At 62.0% G+C, this 18,910-nt stretch carries 16 protein-coding genes; 15 read left to right on the forward strand and 1 reads right to left on the reverse strand.

The features are described 5' to 3' along the window. The first annotated feature begins 11 nt into the window (after positions 1 to 11). The 6 genes from DKK67_RS09015 (at position 12) to DKK67_RS09040 (ending at position 6,264) form a co-directional block, all read left to right on the forward strand. A complete protein-coding gene (locus tag DKK67_RS09015) occupies positions 12 to 926 on the forward strand; it encodes an alpha/beta fold hydrolase (RefSeq protein ID WP_111496028.1) in 915 nt (304 codons plus the stop codon). After that, positions 923 to 1,837: a DUF4892 domain-containing protein gene (locus tag DKK67_RS09020; protein ID WP_111496029.1), complete on the forward strand. Its 915-nt coding sequence runs from the start codon at positions 923 to 925 to the stop codon at positions 1,835 to 1,837. Before DKK67_RS09015 ends, DKK67_RS09020 begins: the two co-directional genes overlap by 4 nt. 4 nt (positions 1,838 to 1,841) lie before the next feature. Further along, a complete protein-coding gene (locus DKK67_RS09025; protein ID WP_204355754.1) occupies positions 1,842 to 2,933 on the forward strand; it encodes a patatin-like phospholipase family protein in 1,092 nt (363 codons plus the stop codon). Positions 2,934 to 3,008: 75 nt separating this feature from the next. After that, positions 3,009 to 3,902, forward strand: a complete 894-nt coding sequence (prmB, locus tag DKK67_RS09030) for a 50S ribosomal protein L3 N(5)-glutamine methyltransferase (RefSeq protein ID WP_111496031.1) — start codon at positions 3,009 to 3,011, stop codon at positions 3,900 to 3,902. 63 nt (positions 3,903 to 3,965) lie between these two features. After that, on the forward strand, positions 3,966 to 5,066 hold the full coding sequence (gene aroC / locus DKK67_RS09035) for a chorismate synthase (RefSeq protein ID WP_111496032.1): 1,101 nt from the start codon (positions 3,966 to 3,968) through the stop codon (positions 5,064 to 5,066). 10 nt (positions 5,067 to 5,076) lie between these two features. After that, entirely contained in the window at positions 5,077 to 6,264 is a 1,188-nt protein-coding gene (locus DKK67_RS09040) for an MFS transporter (protein WP_111496033.1), read from the forward strand. Here DKK67_RS09040 and DKK67_RS09045 read toward each other — a convergent pair. Continuing rightward, the gene (locus DKK67_RS09045; RefSeq protein ID WP_111496034.1) at positions 6,261 to 7,127 is read right to left on the reverse strand and encodes a LysR family transcriptional regulator; all 867 of its coding nucleotides are present in this window, start codon (positions 7,125 to 7,127) and stop codon (positions 6,261 to 6,263) included. The two genes, DKK67_RS09040 and DKK67_RS09045, sit on opposite strands and share 4 nt — an antisense overlap. Positions 7,128 to 7,263: 136 nt before the next feature. On the opposite strand from DKK67_RS09045, the gene leuC reads away from it, so the two are divergent. The 9 genes from leuC to trpA all read left to right on the forward strand — a co-directional run bounded on the left by leuC (position 7,264) and on the right by trpA (position 18,899). Further along, positions 7,264 to 8,682, forward strand: a complete 1,419-nt coding sequence (leuC, locus tag DKK67_RS09050) for a 3-isopropylmalate dehydratase large subunit (RefSeq protein ID WP_111496035.1) — start codon at positions 7,264 to 7,266, stop codon at positions 8,680 to 8,682. Between the two features lie 12 nt (positions 8,683 to 8,694). Beyond that, the gene (gene leuD, locus DKK67_RS09055) at positions 8,695 to 9,348 is read left to right on the forward strand and encodes a 3-isopropylmalate dehydratase small subunit (protein ID WP_111496036.1); all 654 of its coding nucleotides are present in this window, start codon (positions 8,695 to 8,697) and stop codon (positions 9,346 to 9,348) included. A gap of 21 nt (positions 9,349 to 9,369) precedes the next feature. After that, positions 9,370 to 10,443 (forward strand): 3-isopropylmalate dehydrogenase, encoded by a 1,074-nt coding sequence (gene leuB, locus DKK67_RS09060; RefSeq protein WP_111496037.1) that lies wholly within the window; start codon positions 9,370 to 9,372, stop codon positions 10,441 to 10,443. Positions 10,444 to 10,562: 119 nt separating this feature from the next. Next, positions 10,563 to 11,678 carry an aspartate-semialdehyde dehydrogenase gene (gene asd, locus DKK67_RS09065; RefSeq protein WP_111496038.1) on the forward strand — a complete coding sequence of 372 codons (1,116 nt, stop codon included), beginning with the start codon at positions 10,563 to 10,565 and terminating at the stop codon, positions 11,676 to 11,678. A 429-nt stretch (positions 11,679 to 12,107) separates the two neighbouring features. Then, complete coding sequence (locus DKK67_RS09070; protein WP_111496039.1) at positions 12,108 to 15,227, forward strand: FimV/HubP family polar landmark protein; 3,120 nt, start codon at positions 12,108 to 12,110, stop codon at positions 15,225 to 15,227. A gap of 109 nt (positions 15,228 to 15,336) precedes the next feature. Next, positions 15,337 to 16,242 carry a tRNA pseudouridine(38-40) synthase TruA gene (gene truA / locus DKK67_RS09075; RefSeq protein ID WP_111496831.1) on the forward strand — a complete coding sequence of 302 codons (906 nt, stop codon included), beginning with the start codon at positions 15,337 to 15,339 and terminating at the stop codon, positions 16,240 to 16,242. Continuing rightward, positions 16,239 to 16,868, forward strand: a complete 630-nt coding sequence (locus DKK67_RS09080; protein ID WP_111496040.1) for a phosphoribosylanthranilate isomerase — start codon at positions 16,239 to 16,241, stop codon at positions 16,866 to 16,868. Before truA ends, DKK67_RS09080 begins: the two co-directional genes overlap by 4 nt. Beyond that, on the forward strand, positions 16,861 to 18,069 hold the full coding sequence (gene trpB, locus DKK67_RS09085; protein ID WP_265735510.1) for a tryptophan synthase subunit beta: 1,209 nt from the start codon (positions 16,861 to 16,863) through the stop codon (positions 18,067 to 18,069). The genes DKK67_RS09080 and trpB overlap by 8 nt, the downstream gene beginning before the upstream one ends. A 17-nt stretch (positions 18,070 to 18,086) precedes the next feature. Continuing rightward, positions 18,087 to 18,899 (forward strand): tryptophan synthase subunit alpha, encoded by an 813-nt coding sequence (gene trpA / locus DKK67_RS09090; protein WP_111496042.1) that lies wholly within the window; start codon positions 18,087 to 18,089, stop codon positions 18,897 to 18,899. The last annotated feature ends 11 nt before the right edge of the window (positions 18,900 to 18,910 follow it).

Consider the following 18,910-nt stretch of genomic DNA (forward strand, 5'->3'; position numbering starts at 1 on the left):
AGCCAACGCCTATGAACAAGCCTGCTACCGTCGTGCCCGCCCGCGAGGGCCAGGCGGCGAATACTCCCAAGGAAACCGCCTGGCCATTGCGCCACCTGACACTGGCGGGGCTGACCTGGCACGGCAACGTCGCATTGCCGGACAGCGGAATCCCCATCCTTGGCCTGCATGGCTGGCTGGACAACGCCGCAACCTTCACCCGGGTGGCGCCAGCGCTTGGCGACATCGGCCCCTTTTACGGTATCGATCTGCCCGGCCACGGCCACTCCCAGCATCGCAGCCCCGGAGAACATTACAGTCTGCTGGACTATGCGGCGGATGTGGTGGAACTGATCGATCATCATTTCGAGCGTCCGGTGGCGATTGTCGGCCATTCCCTGGGCGGTATCATCGGTACGCTCGTGGCGGCCAGTTTCCCTGAAAAAGTCGACAAGCTGGTGATGATCGACAGTCTGGGCCCCCTGTCCCAGGCGGCCGGGGATTCTCCCGGCCAGCTCCGCAAGGCTATTCGCAAGCGCCTGCGCGGCGCCGGTGCGGCCGCGACCTACCGGACCCTGGAGGACGCCGCCAAGGTGCGGGCCGGCGGGTTGAGCCCGCTCAGCGATGAAGCCGCCCACCTGCTGGTCCCGCGCAATCTGGAAGAGGTCGATGGCGGTTTCCGCTGGCGTACGGACGCGCGACTGCGCTTTCCGTCACCCGGTCGCCTGGACGAGGCCCAGGTACACGCGTTCCTGCAAGCCATCGAGGCGCCGACGCTTTTACTCCGGGCCGAGTCCGGACTGCTGGGCGGTCGTGAAAAGTGGCAGCAGCGGTCGCAGCTGATCCGGAATCTTCAGGACGTCACCGTTCCGGGCTCACACCACTGCCACCTGGATGGCGATGTGGCTCCGGTGACCGACGCAATCAGGGCGTTTCTCAAGTCATGAGTTGTCGCGGGCTGGTTTTCCGGATTGCCATTGCGCTGCTTGGCATGGTTGCGAGTGGTCTGGCCTTGGCCGAGCGTTTGCCGCCGTTCCCGATGGCGACGGTGGAGTCGGACGTGTCCATCGAGGCGCCCAACCACCACGTGCTGCTCAGCCCGGTGCGGGAAGTGAATGACGAAATCCGCGCGGAGCGTCAGTTGCGTCTGGATGTCGAGGGCAGCGGGCGATTGTTGCAGATCGATCCGGACTCATCACTGGACCGGGTGAGCGAGTTTTATCGCGAAGTGTTGGCCCGCGAGGAAGGGCGGACGCTGTTTACCTGCTCCGGGCGCGATTGCGGACGCAGTAACGTCTGGGCCAACCGGGTTTTTCGCCAGGCGACGCTCTACGGTCGCGACGAGGATCAGGGGTACGCGGCGTATTCCTATCGTGATGACGATGGGACCCTCAGGCTGGTGCTGCTCTACAGCATTACCCGCGGTAACAAGCGGGACTATGTATGGCTGGAGGAGCTGGCGGTGCAGGAGAGCGCTGACGCGGTCTCCCTGTCGCCGGAGGCCGGGCGTATCCTCGGCCCGCTCCAGGTGCCCTGGAGCGGCAACATCACCTATCGATTCGACTGGGATCCGGACACCCGCCAGAAACTGGTGGGCTGGGCCGAGGCCCCGGGCTCGACCGTGATGATCACGAGTCATGTGGTTCTGGGCGGCGATGAAACGGTGGGCGATGCGCTCGATCGCTCATCCCGGGTGGCCGATGCCATGCAGGCGCTGCTGGAAAAAATCGGCATTCCCCGCGAGCAGCAGTTCCTGATCAATGCCGGGCCGGCCCAGTCGGCCATCCAGACCGGCCGTGGCGGCGGCAACCGGATCGAGATCGTTGTTATCAAGGAAGCGTCCGCCACAGGAGGTTGAGACCATGACCGAGCGGGAAGACACAAGCCTGCGTCAGTCCGTCGAGAACGCCGACGCCGAGCCACGCCGCCGGACCTGCGCCCTGGTGCTGGGCAGCGGTGGCGCCCGGGGTTACGCCCACATCGGCGCGGTGGAGGTGCTGGAGGAGCGCGGTTACGACATCGTAGCCATTGCCGGCTGCTCGATGGGCTCGCTGATCGGCGGCGTGTACGCCGCCGGCAAGATGCAGGATTACAAGGACTGGGTGACGGGGCTGAAGCAGCTCGATGTGCTGCGGCTGCTGGACGTTTCCCTGTCGCCGGCCGGCGCGATTCGGGGCGAGAAGGTGTTTTCCGTCGTCCGGGACATCATCGGCGATACCCTGATCGAGGATCTGCCGATGGCCTACACGGCCGTGGCGACCGACCTTCTGGCCCACAAGGAGATCTGGTTCCAGGAGGGCTCGCTGCACCAGGCCATCCGGGCATCGATCGCCATTCCCGGCGTGGTGACGCCGGTGGTGTTCAATGGGCGCGTGCTGGTGGACGGCGGGTTGCTCAATCCGCTTCCCATCATCCCCACCATCGCGGCCCATGCGGACTATATCTTTGCCGTCAACCTCGCCGGCGAAGACCGCAGCAGCTACCGCCTGCCCAAGAGTGTCTACATGGACGACCCGGAAAGCGACCTGGAAGTCTGGCTGGACCGCATGCGGACCAAGGCTGGCCGCTGGTTCGACTGGGACCTGCTGCGCTCGCTGGGCCCGAAGGGTGCGACGGATCCCGAGCCAATAGCCGAGGCGAAGGAAGATCTGGAGGAGGAGGCCGAAGGCGTGCAGGCCGGCGAGGACGGTCATGGCACCATTGCCTGGGACAAGCTGGGCATCGGCAAGTTCGACATCATGAACATGACCATCGAAACCATGCAGAACGCCTTGATCCAGTACAAGATCGCCGGATATCCGCCGGACATGCTGGTGAACGTGCCCAAGGCGTCCTGCCGTACTTACGACTATCACAAGGCGCCGGAGATGATCCAGATCGGCCGCGAGCGTATGGAATCGGCGCTGGACCGTTTCGAAAACGACCAAAATACCTCTGGCATCATGGCGCCCTGACGCCCGGAGTGCCACAAAAGGCGGCAAACCTGCGTATAATACAGGCTTTCGAAATAGTCCAAGGAATTGTTTTCGGTGCCTGTCGAACCCGTCGATGAATTACTGACCGTCCGTGACCTGCTGCGTTACGTCACAAGCCAATTCGCCCAGTCCGATATCTACTACGGCCATGGTACGGATAACGCCTGGGATGAAGCCGTCCATCTGGTGTTGCGCAGTGTGGGCCTGCCCCTGGAGAACAACACAGTGTTCCTGGACGCACGCCTGACCCGCGACGAACGGCTGCTCATTCTGGATCGCATGCAGCAGCGCATTGAGGAGCGGGTGCCCGTGGCTTACCTGCTGGGCGAAGCCTGGTTCATGGGGCTACCGTTTCAGGTGGACGCGCGGGTGCTGGTGCCTCGTTCGCCGATTGGCGAGCTGATCCAGGCCGGCTTCCAGCCCTGGCTGGGGGACAAGCCGGTCCACCGGATCCTCGACCTGTGCGCCGGCAGTGGCTGCATTGGTATCGCGGCGGCGACCGTGTTCGAGGACGCCGAAGTCGACCTGGCGGACATTTCCGACGACGCTCTGGATGTGGCCCACGGCAATATCGCCATGCACGGGCTGGGGCATCGGGTGAGAGCCCTCAAGTCCGACGTTCTCGACCAGGTGGAAGGGCGTTATGACCTGATCCTAAGCAATCCGCCCTACGTGGACGCTGAAGACATGGCCGACATGCCGGACGAGTTCCACTACGAACCGCGCCTGGGACTGGAGGCTGGTGACGATGGGCTTGATATCGCTTACCGCATTCTGGAGAAGGCCCGCGATCATCTGACCGACAACGGCCTGCTGGTGGTCGAGGTTGGCAACAGCTGGGTCGCATTGCAGGAGGCGCGGCCGGATATCCCGTTCACCTGGATTGAGTTCGAGCATGGCGGCGACGGCGTTTTCGTGCTGAGCCGTGAGGATCTGCCATCCGCCTGATACTGGCCGGGGTGGGTCGACGCCTGGAAACTATCTAAAGTAATCACTGCAAGAAGCTGATTTATGTCTGGAAACAGTTTTGGAAAGCTCTTCACCGTCACCACCTTTGGTGAAAGTCACGGCCAGGCCCTGGGGGCGATTGTCGACGGTTGCCCGCCCGGGCTACCGCTGACCGAAGCGGACTTGCAGGCGGACCTGGATCTCCGGAAGCCGGGCACGTCCCGCCACACTACCCAGCGTCGCGAGCCGGACGAGGTGCGCATCCTGTCGGGTGTGTTTGAGGGCAGAACCACGGGTACGCCCATCGGTCTGCTGATCGAGAATACCGATCAGCGTTCCAAGGACTACTCCAAAATCAAGGATCAGTTCCGCCCGGCTCACGCCGACTACACCTACATGCACAAGTACGGTGTGCGCGACTACCGCGGTGGTGGTCGTTCCTCGGCGCGGGAAACCGCCATGCGTGTGGCGGCGGGGGCCATTGCCCGCAAGTACCTGCACGAGCGTCTGGGCATTACGGTGCGGGGTTACCTGTCCCAGCTGGGGCCGATCACCATCGAACACCTGGACTGGGATCAGGTGCACGCGAATCCGTTCTTCTGCCCGGATGCTTCCAGGGTGCCCGAGCTGGAAGAGTACATGGATGCCCTGCGCAAGGAAGGCAACTCCATTGGCGCACGCATCAACGTCGTGGCCGAGAACGTGCCGCCGGGGCTGGGCGAGCCGGTATTCGATCGGCTGGACGCGGACCTGGCCCATGCCTTGATGAGCATCAATGCCGTCAAAGGCGTTGAGATTGGCGCCGGATTCGGTGCGATCACCCAGAAGGGCACCGAGCACCGCGACGAAATGACGCCCGACGGCTTCCTGTCGAACCACGCCGGCGGTGTGCTGGGGGGGATTTCGTCCGGCCAGCCGCTGCTCGCCAGCATTGCCCTCAAGCCCACATCCAGCCTGCGCCTGCCCGGGCAAAGCATCGATGTGCACGGCAACCCGGTTGAAGTGGTCACCACCGGTCGTCACGATCCCTGCGTCGGTATTCGCGCCACGCCGATCGCCGAAGCGATGACGGCACTGGTGCTGATGGACCATTACCTGCGTCATCGGGCCCAGAACGGTGACGTCAGCATCGAGACACCGGATATCGAGAAGACGGGCCGCTAAGCGCCCGTCGATGCACAACACACCGGGCCCAGCGGGAGCGACTATCTACTGGCGTCTGTCCAACCTTTATTTCTGGTTTTTCGCGTTGCTGGGCGCGATGCTGCCGTATTGGTCGCTTTACCTCGAGGACCGGGGCTTTTCCTACCTCCAGATCGCTGCGCTGATGGCGACGATCCAGCTCACCAAGATCATCGCCCCCAATGTCTGGGGCTGGCTGGGTGACCGCAGCGGTAAACGGGTTCGCCTGGTCCGTCTCGGATCGGTAATGGGCCTGGTCTGCTTTGCCGGAGTCTTCCTGGAGCCCGATTTCTACGGTCTGATGCTGGTGATGCTGGCGTTCACCTTCTTCTGGAACGCCATCCTGCCGCTTTATGAGGTCATTACCCTTCAGGGCCTGGGACGCGACCGGGCCCGTTACGGGCGAGTGCGGCTTTGGGGTAGCGTCGGGTTTATCGCGTCCGTGGCGTTGATTGGCCTGGTACTCGAATACGTGTCCCTGCGCTGGTTGCCGGCGATCCTGATGCCGCTGTTTCTGGGGATTGCCGTGGCGTCGTTCTGTGTTCCATCGACCCAGGGCGAGGTGCGCCCCGAGCGCACGCGCGGCGGGATCAGCGCGATCGTTTTCCAGGCGACTGTCGTGGCCTTCTTTGCCATGAATTTCCTGCTGCAGGTGTCCCATGGCGCCTACTACACCTTCTTCAGCATCCACCTGGAAAGTCTGGGGTACGACAAGTTCAGCGTCGGCCTGCTGTGGTCGCTGGGTGTGGCGGCGGAGATCGGGCTGTTCCTGATCATGCACCGGCTGTTTCATTGCTTCAGTATGCGCGCCATTGCGTTGGCGGCCCTTGGCCTGACCCTGCTGCGTTGGGTGCTGATTGCGGAGTATTCGGACGTGGTGCCGGTGCTGATCGTCGCCCAGTTGCTGCACGCGGCATCCTACGGCGCCCTGCATGCGGTGTCGGTGAACTACATCCACAGCTATTTCGGTCATCAGCACCACGGCCAGGGGCAGGCATTGTACAGCGGTCTGACCTACGGCGCGGGCGGTGCGGCGGGGGCCTGGATGTCGGGCTTGCTGGTCGAATGGCACGGCACCGCAGCGGCTTTCCTGGGCAGCGCGGCGGCCATCGTGCTGGCCCTGGTGATCGCTGGTGTCTGGCTGCGGTCGCCGCCGGCCGTGTCGCAAGCGGCGTCTTAATTCATTTCTTCGGCGATCGACAGCAGTGCCTCGGCCGCCGGGCTCAGGCTGCGGCCGGCCAGCCCGATGGCACCCAGCATCCGGCTTACGTCATGCGCCACAGGCAATACATGCAGTGATGCGTCCAGCATGCTCCGCGGCAGTACGCTCCAGCCCAGCCCCACGCTCGTCATCATCTTGATGGTTTCCAGGTAATTGGTGGGCATGCGTGGGCGCAGGGTGAGGTTCTCGGCCATGAACAGGCGGCTGATCACCCGATAGGTGGCCGTGCCGGTGTCCGGCAGGAGTGCGCTGTAGCCGGATAGATCCGCCAGTGCGACCGGATCGCGGAACGCCAGCGGGTGTTCGTTGCCAACGACGAAGGCCATCGGGTCCAGCCATTGGGTCTTGATGTCGAAAGGCTGGTCCATGGCGTCGCTCAGGGTGACGAAGGCCAGCTCGCAGGAGCGCCGTTTGAGCTGGTCGAAGGCGCTCTCCGAGTCCATGAACTGCAGTTCCAGCGACACATCCGGATAGTCCCTGTTAAACCGACGCAGCCAGGCCGGCAGGTGGTGCAGGCCGATGTGGTGGCTGGCGATGACGGACAGTCGCCCACCGATACGGCCGGTGGCGGCCGACAGGTCCAGCCGGGCATTATGCAGTTCGTCGAGGATGCGCCGGGCGTAGGGCAGGAGTCGGCGACCGCCTTCGGTGAGCGCGAAACTGCGCTGACCGCGCTCGATCAGGGGCATGCCGGCCTGGTTTTCCAGCGAGGCAAGCCGTTTGCTCACGGCCGGTTGCGTCAGGTGGAGTGCTTCCGCCGCTTCCGAGAAAGACTGATGGTCGACGATCGCGACGAAGGCGGCGAGGGCCTGGGTGTCCATACGGCTGGATTCCTATCTGGAATTCAAACTATAAAAAACATGAATTGAGGTTATCACAGGCGTGGGTTTATCATAAATCATCAATAACGATCATCTGATGAGGCGCGGTGGCAACGCCGCGATTGAGGGAGGCCCCATGGCTGGAAAGACCTTGTACGACAAATTGTGGGACGACCATTTGGTCAAACAGCGTGATGACGGTTCGGCGCTGATCTACATCGACCGTCAGCTCCTGCACGAAGTGACGTCTCCGCAGGCGTTCGAAGGCCTGCGCATCGCCGGTCGCCGTCCCTGGCGCCTGGACGCGAACCTGGCCACGCCCGACCACAACGTTCCCACCACGGACCGGGCGCGCGGTATCGACGGCATCGTTGACCCGGTATCCCGCACTCAGGTGGAAACCCTCGACAAGAACTGCGACGAGTTCGGCATCCTGGAATTCAAGATCAAGGATCAGCGCCAGGGCATCGTGCACGTGATCGGGCCGGAGCAGGGCGCCACCTTGCCGGGCATGACCATTGTCTGCGGTGACTCCCACACCTCCACCCACGGCGCCTTCGGCACACTGGCCCACGGCATCGGGACCTCCGAGGTGGAGCACGTACTGGCCACCCAGTGCCTGGTGCAGAAGAAGATGAAGAACATGCTGGTTAGGGTCAACGGGCGGCTCGGGCCGGGTGTGACCGGCAAGGACGTGGTGCTGGCCATCATCGGCAGGATCGGCACCGCTGGCGGTACCGGTTACGCCATCGAGTTTGGCGGCGAAGCCATCCGCAACCTGTCCATGGAAGGCCGCATGACCATCTGCAACATGTCCATCGAAGCGGGCGCACGGGTTGGCATGGTCGCGGTTGACGACACGACCATCGAGTACGTCAAGGGCCGGCCCTATGCACCCAAGGGCGAAATGTGGGACTCAGCGGTTGCCGCCTGGCGCGACCTCCACAGTGACGCCGATGCCGAGTTCGACAAGGTGATCGAGCTGGAAGGCTCCGAGATCCAGCCGCAGGTCACCTGGGGGACGTCACCGGAAATGGTCGTGGGCGTGGGCGATCAGGTGCCCGATCCCGAGCAGGAAGCCGATCCCATCAAGCGCGAGGGCATCGTGCGGGCGCTCAAGTATATGGGGCTGGCGCCGAACACGGCGATCACCGACATCAAGCTCGATCGCGTGTTCATTGGTTCCTGCACCAACTCCCGCATCGAGGATCTGCGCGAAGCTGCGGCGGTGGTCAAGGGCCGCAAAGTGTCGTCGCAGTTGAAGCAGGCGATGGTGGTGCCGGGCTCTGGCCTGGTCAAAGTGCAGGCGGAACAGGAAGGCCTGGACAGGATTTTCATCGAAGCGGGGCTGGAATGGCGCGATCCTGGCTGCTCCATGTGTCTGGCGATGAACGCCGACAAGTTGGGCCAGGGCGAGCACTGCGCCTCTACGTCCAACCGTAATTTCGAAGGGCGTCAGGGGTTCGGCGGCCGGACGCATCTGGTCAGCCCGGCCATGGCGGCCGCGGCGGCCATTGCCGGACATTTCACCGACGTTCGCGAATTCGTTCACTGAGGAGTCAACACCATGCGTGCATTCACCCGACATCAAGGCGTCGTGGCCCCGATGGATCGCTCCAACGTGGACACGGACATGATCATTCCCAAGCAGTTTCTCAAGTCGATCAAGCGCACCGGCTTCGGGCCAAACCTATTCGACGAACTGCGCTACCTCGACGAGGGCAAGCCGGACCAGGACTGCTCCCAGCGTCCGATCAATCCGGACTTTGTGCTCAATCAGCCACGCTACAAAGAGGCCAGCGTGTTGCTGGCGCGTCGCAACTTTGGTTGCGGCTCCAGTCGTGAGCACGCACCCTGGGCTCTGGACGATTATGGGTTTCGCGTGATCATTGCGCCGAGTTTTGCGGATATTTTCTTTAATAACTGCTTTAAGAATGGCCTGCTTCCGATTGTTCTTGAAGAAGAAACTGTAGACCGTCTTTTCGCGGACGTAGAGGCACAGGAAGGTTACTCCCTGGACGTTGACCTGGATAGCCAGGAAGTGGTGACACCGTCCGGAGAACGTTTCCGTTTTGATGTGGATCCGTTCCGCAAGCACTGCCTGCTGAATGGCCTGGACGACATCGGCGTTACGCTGGAAGACAGTGACACCATCCGGGAATACGAATCGGCGCGTCGCCAGGGCTCGCCCTGGCTGTTCGATTCATTCGCCAATTCATAAACCAGTTTGGGAACCAAGGATATGAGTCAGTCTGTATTGCTGCTGCCGGGGGACGGCATCGGGCCGGAAATTGTTTCTGAAGCCGAGCGTGTGCTGCACGCGGTTAACGAGCGTTTCAAGCTCGATCTGCATTTCGATACAGCGGATGTGGGCGGTGCGGCGATCGATGCCACCGGTGTGCCTCTGCCCGACAGCACGCTCGACAAGGCGCAGAAGGCCGATGCCATCCTGCTGGGTGCTGTGGGCGGCCCCAAGTGGGAAGGTCTGGAAATCGCCATTCGGCCGGAAAAAGGGCTGCTGGGCCTGCGTTCCAACCTGGAGCTGTTCGCAAACCTGCGTCCGGCCATCCTGTATCCGCAACTGGCGTCAGCGTCTTCGCTCAAGCCGGAAGTCGTCTCCGGGCTGGATATCCTGATTGTGCGCGAGCTGACCGGCGGCATCTATTTCGGACAGCCGCGCGGTGTGCGCGAGCTGGATAACGGAGAGCGCCAGGGGTACAACACCTACGTCTACAGCGAATCCGAGATCCGCCGGATTGGTCGTGTTGCCTTTGAAGCGGCCCAGCAGCGCGGAGGCAAACTGTGCTCGGTCGACAAATGTAACGTGCTCGAAGTCACCGAGCTGTGGCGCGAGGTGATGACCGACATGGCGAAGGATTATCCGGACGTCGAGTTGTCGCATATGTACGTCGATAACGCTGCCATGCAACTGGTCAAGGCGCCCAAGCAGTTCGATGTGATTGTGACCGGCAACATGTTTGGTGATATTCTTTCCGACGAAGCGGCCATGCTGACAGGTTCCATCGGCATGCTGCCGTCCGCATCTCTGAATGCGGAAAAGCAGGGTATGTACGAGCCCTGCCACGGTTCCGCCCCGGACATCGCCGGCCAGGGTATTGCCAACCCGCTGGCGACCATCCTGTCAGGCGCCATGATGCTGCGCTACAGTCTGGGGGCGGAAGAGGCCGCGCAGGCTATCGAGAGTGCTGTCAGTAAAGTGCTCGATCAGGGTTTGCGCACGGCCGATATTATGTCCGAGGGGGCCACCCGCGTCAGCACCCGTGAGATGGGTGACGCGGTTCTGGCGGCGCTCTGAGCGGACGATCATCACAGACCTGACGACGGCTGGATGTTGCCGTCGCAGGATCATTCATCCGGTCCGTTCCCTGCGAAAGGGGACGCGGGCCGGCACAGAACGAGGTTCAAAAGTCGCACATGAAGCGAGTTGGACTTATTGGTTGGCGCGGCATGGTGGGATCCGTCCTCATGCAGCGCATGCAGGAAGAAAACGATTTCGCCGACATCAACCCGGTTTTCTTCTCCACATCCCAGGCTGGCCAGGCGGCACCCGACGTGGGCAAGGCCGACGTGCCCGCCCTCAAGGACGCGTTCGACCTGGAGGCCCTGCGGGAAATGGACGTCATCCTGACCTGCCAGGGCGGGGATTACACCAGCAAGGTCTACCAGCCCCTGCGTGACTCCGGCTGGGAAGGCTACTGGATCGACGCCGCCTCCACACTGCGCATGGCGGACCATTCCATCATCGTACTCGACCCGGTTAACCGCAACGTTATCGACGATGCGCTGGCCCGTGGCGTCAAGGATTACATTGGCGGCAACTGCACCGTCAGCCTGATGATGCTGGCCCTGGGCGGTTTGCTGGAAAACGACCTGATCGAATGGATTTCCCCCATGACGTATCAGGCGGCCTCCGGCGCCGGCGCCCAGAACATGCGGGAGCTGCTGGAACAGATGGGGCAGCTGCACGGCAACGTGTCCGACCTGCTGGCGGATCCGCGCTCGGCGATTCTGGAGATCGACCGCAAGGTTACGGAAACCATGCGCTCCGGTGAGTTTCCCACCGACAACTTTGGCGTCCCGCTTGCCGGCAGCCTGATTCCCTACTGCGACAAGCAGCTGGAGAGCGGCCAGAGCAAGGAAGAGTGGAAAGCCCAGAGCGAGACCAACAAGATCCTCGGTCGCAGCGACAGCCCGATTCCCATCGATGGCATCTGTGTGCGGATCGGCGCCATGCGCAGTCACAGCCAGGCGCTGACCATCAAGCTGCGCAAGGACATCCCGGTCAGTGAGATCGAGTCGCTGTTGGCCAAGTCCAATGACTGGGTCAAGGTGGTTCCGAACGATCGTGAAGTCAGCATGGAAGAGCTGACACCGGCCAAGGTGACCGGCACGCTGAGCGTACCCATCGGTCGTATCCGCAAGCTGGCGATGGGCCCGGAGTACATTTCCGCGTTCACCGTGGGCGATCAGCTGTTGTGGGGCGCTGCGGAGCCTCTGCGTCGTATGCTGCGTATCCTGCAGGAACGCTGACAGGTGGCATTTTCACGTCGTTGACCCGGCGTGGAAATGCAAACCACGTCCTGTTTTCAGGATTTGTGTTGGGGGCGAAGGCTGCATTAGGCTTTCGCCCCTGTTATTTTCGGGCGCTCGTTTATTGAAAGTGAATCAGCGATGCGGCCGAAATGTAACAAGGGAATTTGGTAGCGGAATGTAAAGCAGGGTGTGCCGCCAGTAACAAAATTCATCAGTCGGTACAGGGTGTTCCGAACATTTGTTTAACAACAATTACAAACATTATCTCTGATTGATTGATAAAGAGGGCTTTATCAACAATACTTTCGCAAACGTTAGAATCAGATCGATGCCCAATAAAAAAGCGAAAGACGGAAGTCATCCAACCTCGTCCGAGTCTGAATTTAGACGGCAGTAACGAATAACGGAGACTGGTAAGGAAAAAGCATGAAAGTACGCAAACTTGCGGTTGCGCTGGCTCTGGTGGGAGGGCTCGGCTCAGGCGTCGCTAACGCGCTCGGGCTTGGAGAAGTGGAACTTCAGTCCTATCTCAATGAACCCCTCGACGCTCAAATCGAGCTGAGCAACAGCAGCGATCTGAGTCCCAACGAAGTCTTCGTCGACCTCGCTCCACCCCAGGTTTTTGAAAGGGTGGGTATCGATCGTGACTTTTTCCTTACCAATCTCAGTTTCAACGTGGTGACGGCTCCCAACGGCCAGCTTGTGGTCAATGTCACAAGCCGGCAGGCCGTTCGCGAGCCCTACCTCAACTTCCTGATCGAAGTGACCTGGCCCAGCGGCAAGCTCCTGCGCGAGTATTCCATGCTGCTGGATCCCCAGGTGTATGCCGATCAGGTCGGTGAAACGCCGGCGCAGACCGTGCAGGCGCCGGCATCGCAACCGACCCGGAGCACGCAGGCACAGGCCAGCCCGCGCCAGGAGTCGGCCGCAACGGTCAGCCGCAGCAGTGGCTCGTCGTCGGCCCGGACGTTTGGCCCGACCGGCCCCTCCGACACCCTGTGGGGTATTGCCCAGCAGGTTCGTCCGGATGCCAGCTACTCGCCGCAACAAGTCATGCTGGCGCTGCAGGATCTGAATCCTGATGCCTTCATCGACGGCAATATCAACCGGCTGAAGCGTGGCCAGGTGCTGCGTATTCCCTCGGCGGATCAGATCGAGGTGCGCAGTAACAGCCAGGCTGTCCAGGAAGTCATTGCGCAGAATAACGCATTCAAGCAGCCGCAACAGAGCGTCGACGCGACCGGTCAGCAGCCGGGAGCCGTGGCCTCCACGCCAGCGGACAGCGGTGACGAACTGCGTCTTGTAGCGGATAACGATGCCGTCAGCCCTGAAGAAGGCGCGGCCTCCGGCGGTGCTGACGGCGTCGCCGGCGGTGCCGAAGGTAGCACCGAAGTGGTGATGGAGCAGCTCGACAAGGCGCAGCGCGAGAACGCGGATCTCAATTCCCGGGTTGAAGACCTCCAGTCCCAGCTTGAAACCATGCAGCGGCTGGTTGAACTGAAAAACGCCCAGTTGGCCGAGCTCCAGGCGCAAGCGGGTGACCAGCCGGCGAATGTGGGTGCAGGCCAGGACGGCGCCGCCCCGGCGGGCGATGCGGCTGCCGCAGCAGACGAGTCCGGTGAGATGCCGGAAGCAGACCCGCTTGCTGCCGGCGAAACAGCTCCGGCAGGTGAAGAGACTGCGGGCGACATGGCTGCCGAAGGCGAAACGGAGGCCATGCCGACGGCCACCGGTGACGACGCGGCGACGACCGCGGAGTCGTCCTCCGACACCATGGCGGCCGACGATGAGATGACGGGTGATGCCCAGTCGAGTGAGCCTGCGGCACCGGTCGCCTCTGAACCGTCTGCGGCTGAGCCACAGGACGAAGAGCTAGCCCAGCAGCCAGCTGCAGCCGAGCCGGTCACTGAAGATGAAGGCTTCGTGGCGAGCCTCATGGACCAGTTCATGAACAACCGTCAGTACCAGATGGTCGGCGGTGGCGTGGCCATCCTGGCGCTGCTGCTGGTTGCCATGGCAGCCCGCCGGCGCTCCAGAGAGGAGCCGTCGCTGGAAGATGAACTGGACGCCGGGCACGGCGACGATGACACCCTGGATCTTGGCGGTGCCGCTGACCATGCCGACGAGGAGCGGGATGCACTGGCCGAAGCCGATGCCTATATGGCGTACGGGCGCACTGACCAGGCGTCCGAGGTGCTGGAGTCCGCCATTTCGCGCGAACCGAGCCGCAGCGACCTGCGACTGAAGCTGCTCGCCGTTTACGCTGAATCCGAGAATCGGGACGCGTTCGAGAAGCAGTTTGCCGAACTGGAGGCCCTGGACGACGAGTCGGCGATGGCCGAGGCGCAGGCGCTTCGCGGCAAGCTGGAAGAGGCTGAGGCCACGCCCAGCATCGACGATCTGGAATCCCAGCTGCGGTCCGGAAGTGCCGCTGAAGACAAGGACGAGGAAGATATTTTCGCTGGCTTCGAGTCGGATGATTCGACAGAAGCCGGTGAAGCCCGGACGGAGGACGAGTTCAGCGAAAGCGCGGATGATTTCTCCTTTGACACCCTGGACCTGGAAGAGGAACCGGTTGAGGAGAGCAAAGCGGCGGAATCCACGCCTGAAGAAGCAGGCGATGACGCCGCATCGGATTTCGATCTGACCGATCTGGGTCTGGACGATGATGAAGTGGCAGAGCCGACGACCGGCGAATCCCGGCCGGAGAGCGCGTCCGAGGATGATCTCGACTTCAACTTCAGCCTGGATGACGATCTGACTGAAGACGAGAAGAGCGTCGCCGACGCTGAAGAATCCCTTTCGGAAGACGATTTCGGCTCGCTTGAGCTGGACGATTCCCTGCTGGAAGGTGATCTCGACGATAAAGCCGAGGCGTCGACTTCCGACCGGGCCACCAGCGACGATGAGGCGCCGGCACTGGAAGAGGAGCCGGAGCTGGCCTCGGATGAGGACGGCGAGCTGGATGAGTCGTTCCTGGATGACCTCGACGCCGAACTTGAAAAGGTGGCCGGTGAAGAAGAGCTTGGCGAGAAAGCCGGCCAGGACGATGGCGACTCGGAAGATACGCTCGATGAGCTTGAGCTGGATGTTTCCGACGAGGATCTCGCCTTGATGGAAGAAGTGGCGGAATCGCCGGAGGAAGGTTCTGACGACGAACTCGGCGACTTGGAGATTCCGGAATTGGATGAGTCACTGGAGACCCGCGAAGACGATGAGTCGATCCCGACAGCCGAGGAATCCGTCGAGGAAACCGACGCTGAGGAGATTCCAGAGCTGAGCGAGGCGGATGCGGGAAGCTCGGAGGCGTCCGACGAGAAGCGTTCATCCACCTCAATGGATTTTGATGAAGCGGCCCTGGACGACGAGGACGATTTCGATTTTCTTGCTGGAACCGATGAAGCGGCCACCAAGCTGGATCTGGCGCGCGCTTATATCGAGATGGGTGACGCCGACGGCGCCCGGGACATTCTGGAAGAGGTTTCCATTGAAGGGAGCGACGACCAGAAGACGGAAGCCAAGGATCTGCTCAAAAATCTGTCCTGATCCGTTATACTGGGCGCATTGCTAAACCAGCGCCTGATTGAGAGCGCCGGAAGTGGTTTCACTTCCGGCGTTTTCGTTTCCGGATCAGCATCAAGCGGAAGAGTCCACCTTGCATCCCTCGTTCACAACCTTTGATCAGGCAGCGCCGATCGGCGATGGTCGCGTTGCTCTGCTGTTTGAATACGACGGTGCCGCCTTTCACGGCTGGCAATACCAGAAAAGCGGCGTTCCATCGGTTCAGGGGCACCTCCAGGAGGCGGTGTCCAGGGTGGCCAATCATCCGGTCGACCTGATCTGTGCCGGACGCACCGACGCCGGCGTCCATGCCACCGCCCAGGTGGTGCATTTCGAAACGCCGTCGGTGCGCACCTTCCGTTCCTGGATCATGGGCATCAATACGGCGTTGCCGGGCGACATTGCGGTGCGCTGGGCCGGGAAGATGGCCGACGATTTTCACGCGCGCTTCAGCGCCGTCAGCCGACGCTATCGCTACGTCATTCACAATCACCCCGTTCGCCCCGGGCTGCTGCGCAAACACGTCAGCTGGACGTTTCGCCCGCTGGATGCGGAGCGCATGCACGAGGCTGCGCAGGCGCTGGTCGGCGAGCAAGACTTCAGTTCGTTTCGGGCGGCAGGGTGTCAATCGCGTACGCCGCACCGGAACCTGCATTTCATCCGGGTCAGCCGTCACGGCGACTATGTGGTGATCGACATCCAGGCCAACGCGTTCCTGCATCATATGGTCCGAAACATCGCCGGTGCGTTGATGGCGGTGGGCAACGGCAAGCAGCGACCGGAATGGATTCGTGAGATACTGGCGCGGAAGGACAGGCGACAGGCGGATATTACCGCGCCGGCTTATGGGCTGTATCTGGTGAACGTCGGTTATCCGGCGGACGCCGGTATCCCGTCCGAGGCGCCGGGGCCAGACTTCATGCAGCCCTGGTTCTCCGACGAACAGCAGGCCCTGGTTGAAGGACCCGAATTCCAGCGACATCAGAGCGAGGTGTCATGAGGACCCGCATTAAAATCTGTGGACTGACCCGGCCGGATCAGGCGGCTAGCGCCGTTGAAGCCGGTGCCGACGCGATTGGTGTGGTGTTCTATCCGCCCAGTCCGCGTTCGGTGGATATCGGGCAGGCGCGGGAGCTTTTGGCGGCGTTGCCGCCGTTTGTAGAGACCGTGGGGCTGTTTGTGAATCCGGAAGCGGACTGGGTGCGCCGGGTGTTGGACGAGACCGGTATCAGCCTGTTGCAGTTTCACGGCGATGAAACCCCGGCTTTCTGTCAGCAGTTCGGTCGTCGCTGGATCAAGGCGGTTCGGGTGCAGACTCGTGAAGATATCGAGTCCGCCTACGAACGTTTTTCCGAGGCATCGGGATTGCTCGTCGATGCGTATGATCCCAACAGGTATGGCGGGACAGGGCAGACCTTTGACTGGACGCTGATCCCTGAAAACCGCCCCAAACCCTTGATATTGGCCGGTGGTCTGAACTCTGCTAACGTAACGGCCGCGGTAGCGGCGGTACGGCCCTGGGCTGTGGACGTCAGTGGTGGGGTCGAGAGCGACAAGGGCATCAAGGACCCGGCCCGCGTGATTGAATTTATCAGAGAGGTGAATCGTGTCGGTAAAGCTGACTGAAGACATGCTCCGAGACCTCCCGGACACCCGGGGGCATTTTGGCGCGTACGGTGGCCGTTTCGTGTCCGAAACCCTGATGGACTCGCTGATGCAGCTGGAGACCGAGTACCTCAAGCTGCGCAACGATCCGGACTTCATCGCCAAGTTTGACAAGGACCTGGCGGACTATGTTGGCCGCCCAAGCCCGCTATATTTCGCCGAACGGCTCACCCGTGAGGCCGGTGGCGCCCAGATCTGGCTCAAGCGCGAGGACCTTAATCATACCGGCGCCCACAAGGTGAACAACACGATCGGGCAGGCGCTGCTGGCCAGTTTTCTGGGTAAGAAGCGGGTGATTGCCGAGACCGGCGCAGGCCAGCATGGCGTGGCCACGGCCACCGTCTGCGCCCGCCTGGGCCTGGAATGTCACGTTTTCATGGGTGAGGAGGACGTGCGTCGCCAGGCGTTGAACGTCTACCGCATGAAGTTGCTGGGCGCTGAAGTGCACGCCGTCTCCAGCGGCACCAAGACCCTCAAGGACGCCATGAACGAAGCCATGCGCGACTGGGTCACCAACGTCGATGATACCTTCTACATCATTGGGACGGTGGCCGGTCCGCACCCGTACCCGATGCTGGTACGCGACTTCCAGTCGGTTATCGGGCGCGAAACCCGCCGCCAGTCCATGGACCAGGCCGGTCGTTTGCCGGATGCGCTGGTCGCGTGTGTCGGCGGTGGTTCGAATGCCATTGGTCTGTTCCATCCCTTCCTGCTGGATGAGTCCGTTGCCATGTACGGCGTCGAGGCCGGCGGCCTGGGGCTGGATTCCGGTCAGCACGCCGCGCCTTTGACCAGTGGCCGTCCGGGTGTTCTGCATGGCAACCGCACTTACCTGATGGAAGACGAGAATGGGCAGATTGCCGGTACCCATTCGGTCAGCGCCGGGCTGGACTATCCGGGCGTGGGTCCGGAGCACAGCTGGCTCAAGGACGTGGGTCGTGCACAGTACGTCGCGGTCACCGATGACGAAGCCCTGGACGGGTTCCGCAAACTGACCCGGGTGGAAGGCATTATGCCGGCCCTGGAAAGCGCCCACGCCGTGGCCTACGGTGTGAAGCTGGCGGCTTCCATGGACAAGGATCAGATGATTGTCATTAACGTATCCGGTCGTGGCGACAAGGATATCCATACCATCGCCGAGCTGGACGGAATCGAGATTTAAGGGAGTCGGTAAGCCGCATGAGTCGTATTGAGACAGTCCTGCAGAAACTCAAGGGCCAGGGCCGCAAGGCGCTGATTCCGTACATTACCGCCGGGGATCCGCATCCCGACCACACCGTGGAGCTGATGCACGCCCTGGTTGCCGCCGGAGCCGATATTATCGAGCTGGGCGTTCCTTTCTCAGACCCCATGGCCGACGGCCCAGTCATCCAGCTGGCGTGCGAGCGAGCCCTGGTCCACGGCACCTCGCTGCGTCAGGTCATTGGCATGGTGAAGACCTTCCGCGAGCAGGACCCGGACACCCCGGTCGTGTTGATGGGTTATCTCAACCCGGTGGAAGCCATGGGCTACGATGCGTTCACCGAGGCCGCACGGGATGCCGGCGTGGATGGTGTGCTGACGGTCGACCTGCCGCCGGAAGAGGCGGATGATGTGGCACCGCTGTTCGCCAGGGCCGGGCTTGATCCGATCTTCCTGCTGGCGCCGACCACCACCGAAGATCGTATCCGCGCCATCAGTGAGCACAGTTCCGGCTATGTCTACTATGTTTCCTTTAAGGGCGTAACGGGCGCGTCACGTATCGACGTGGCCGACGTGGCCGAGAAGGTCAATCGTATCCATTCGCTGACGGCGGTGCCGGTTGGCGTTGGCTTCGGTATTCGCGACGCACAGACGGCCGCGGCTGTGGGGCGGGTATCCGATGGTGTAATTGTGGGAAGCGTCCTGGTGGATACAATTGCCAAAAATCAGGAAGACATCGACGCCCTCAAGGCGGCGTTGACGCAACTTCTGAAACCGATGCGTGAAGCGCTGGACGAGCTGGCCTCCTGAAGCTGCAAAAA

This window comes from Marinobacter bohaiensis (assembly GCF_003258515.1).
Classification (GTDB): Bacteria; Pseudomonadota; Gammaproteobacteria; order Pseudomonadales; family Oleiphilaceae; genus Marinobacter_A; species Marinobacter_A bohaiensis.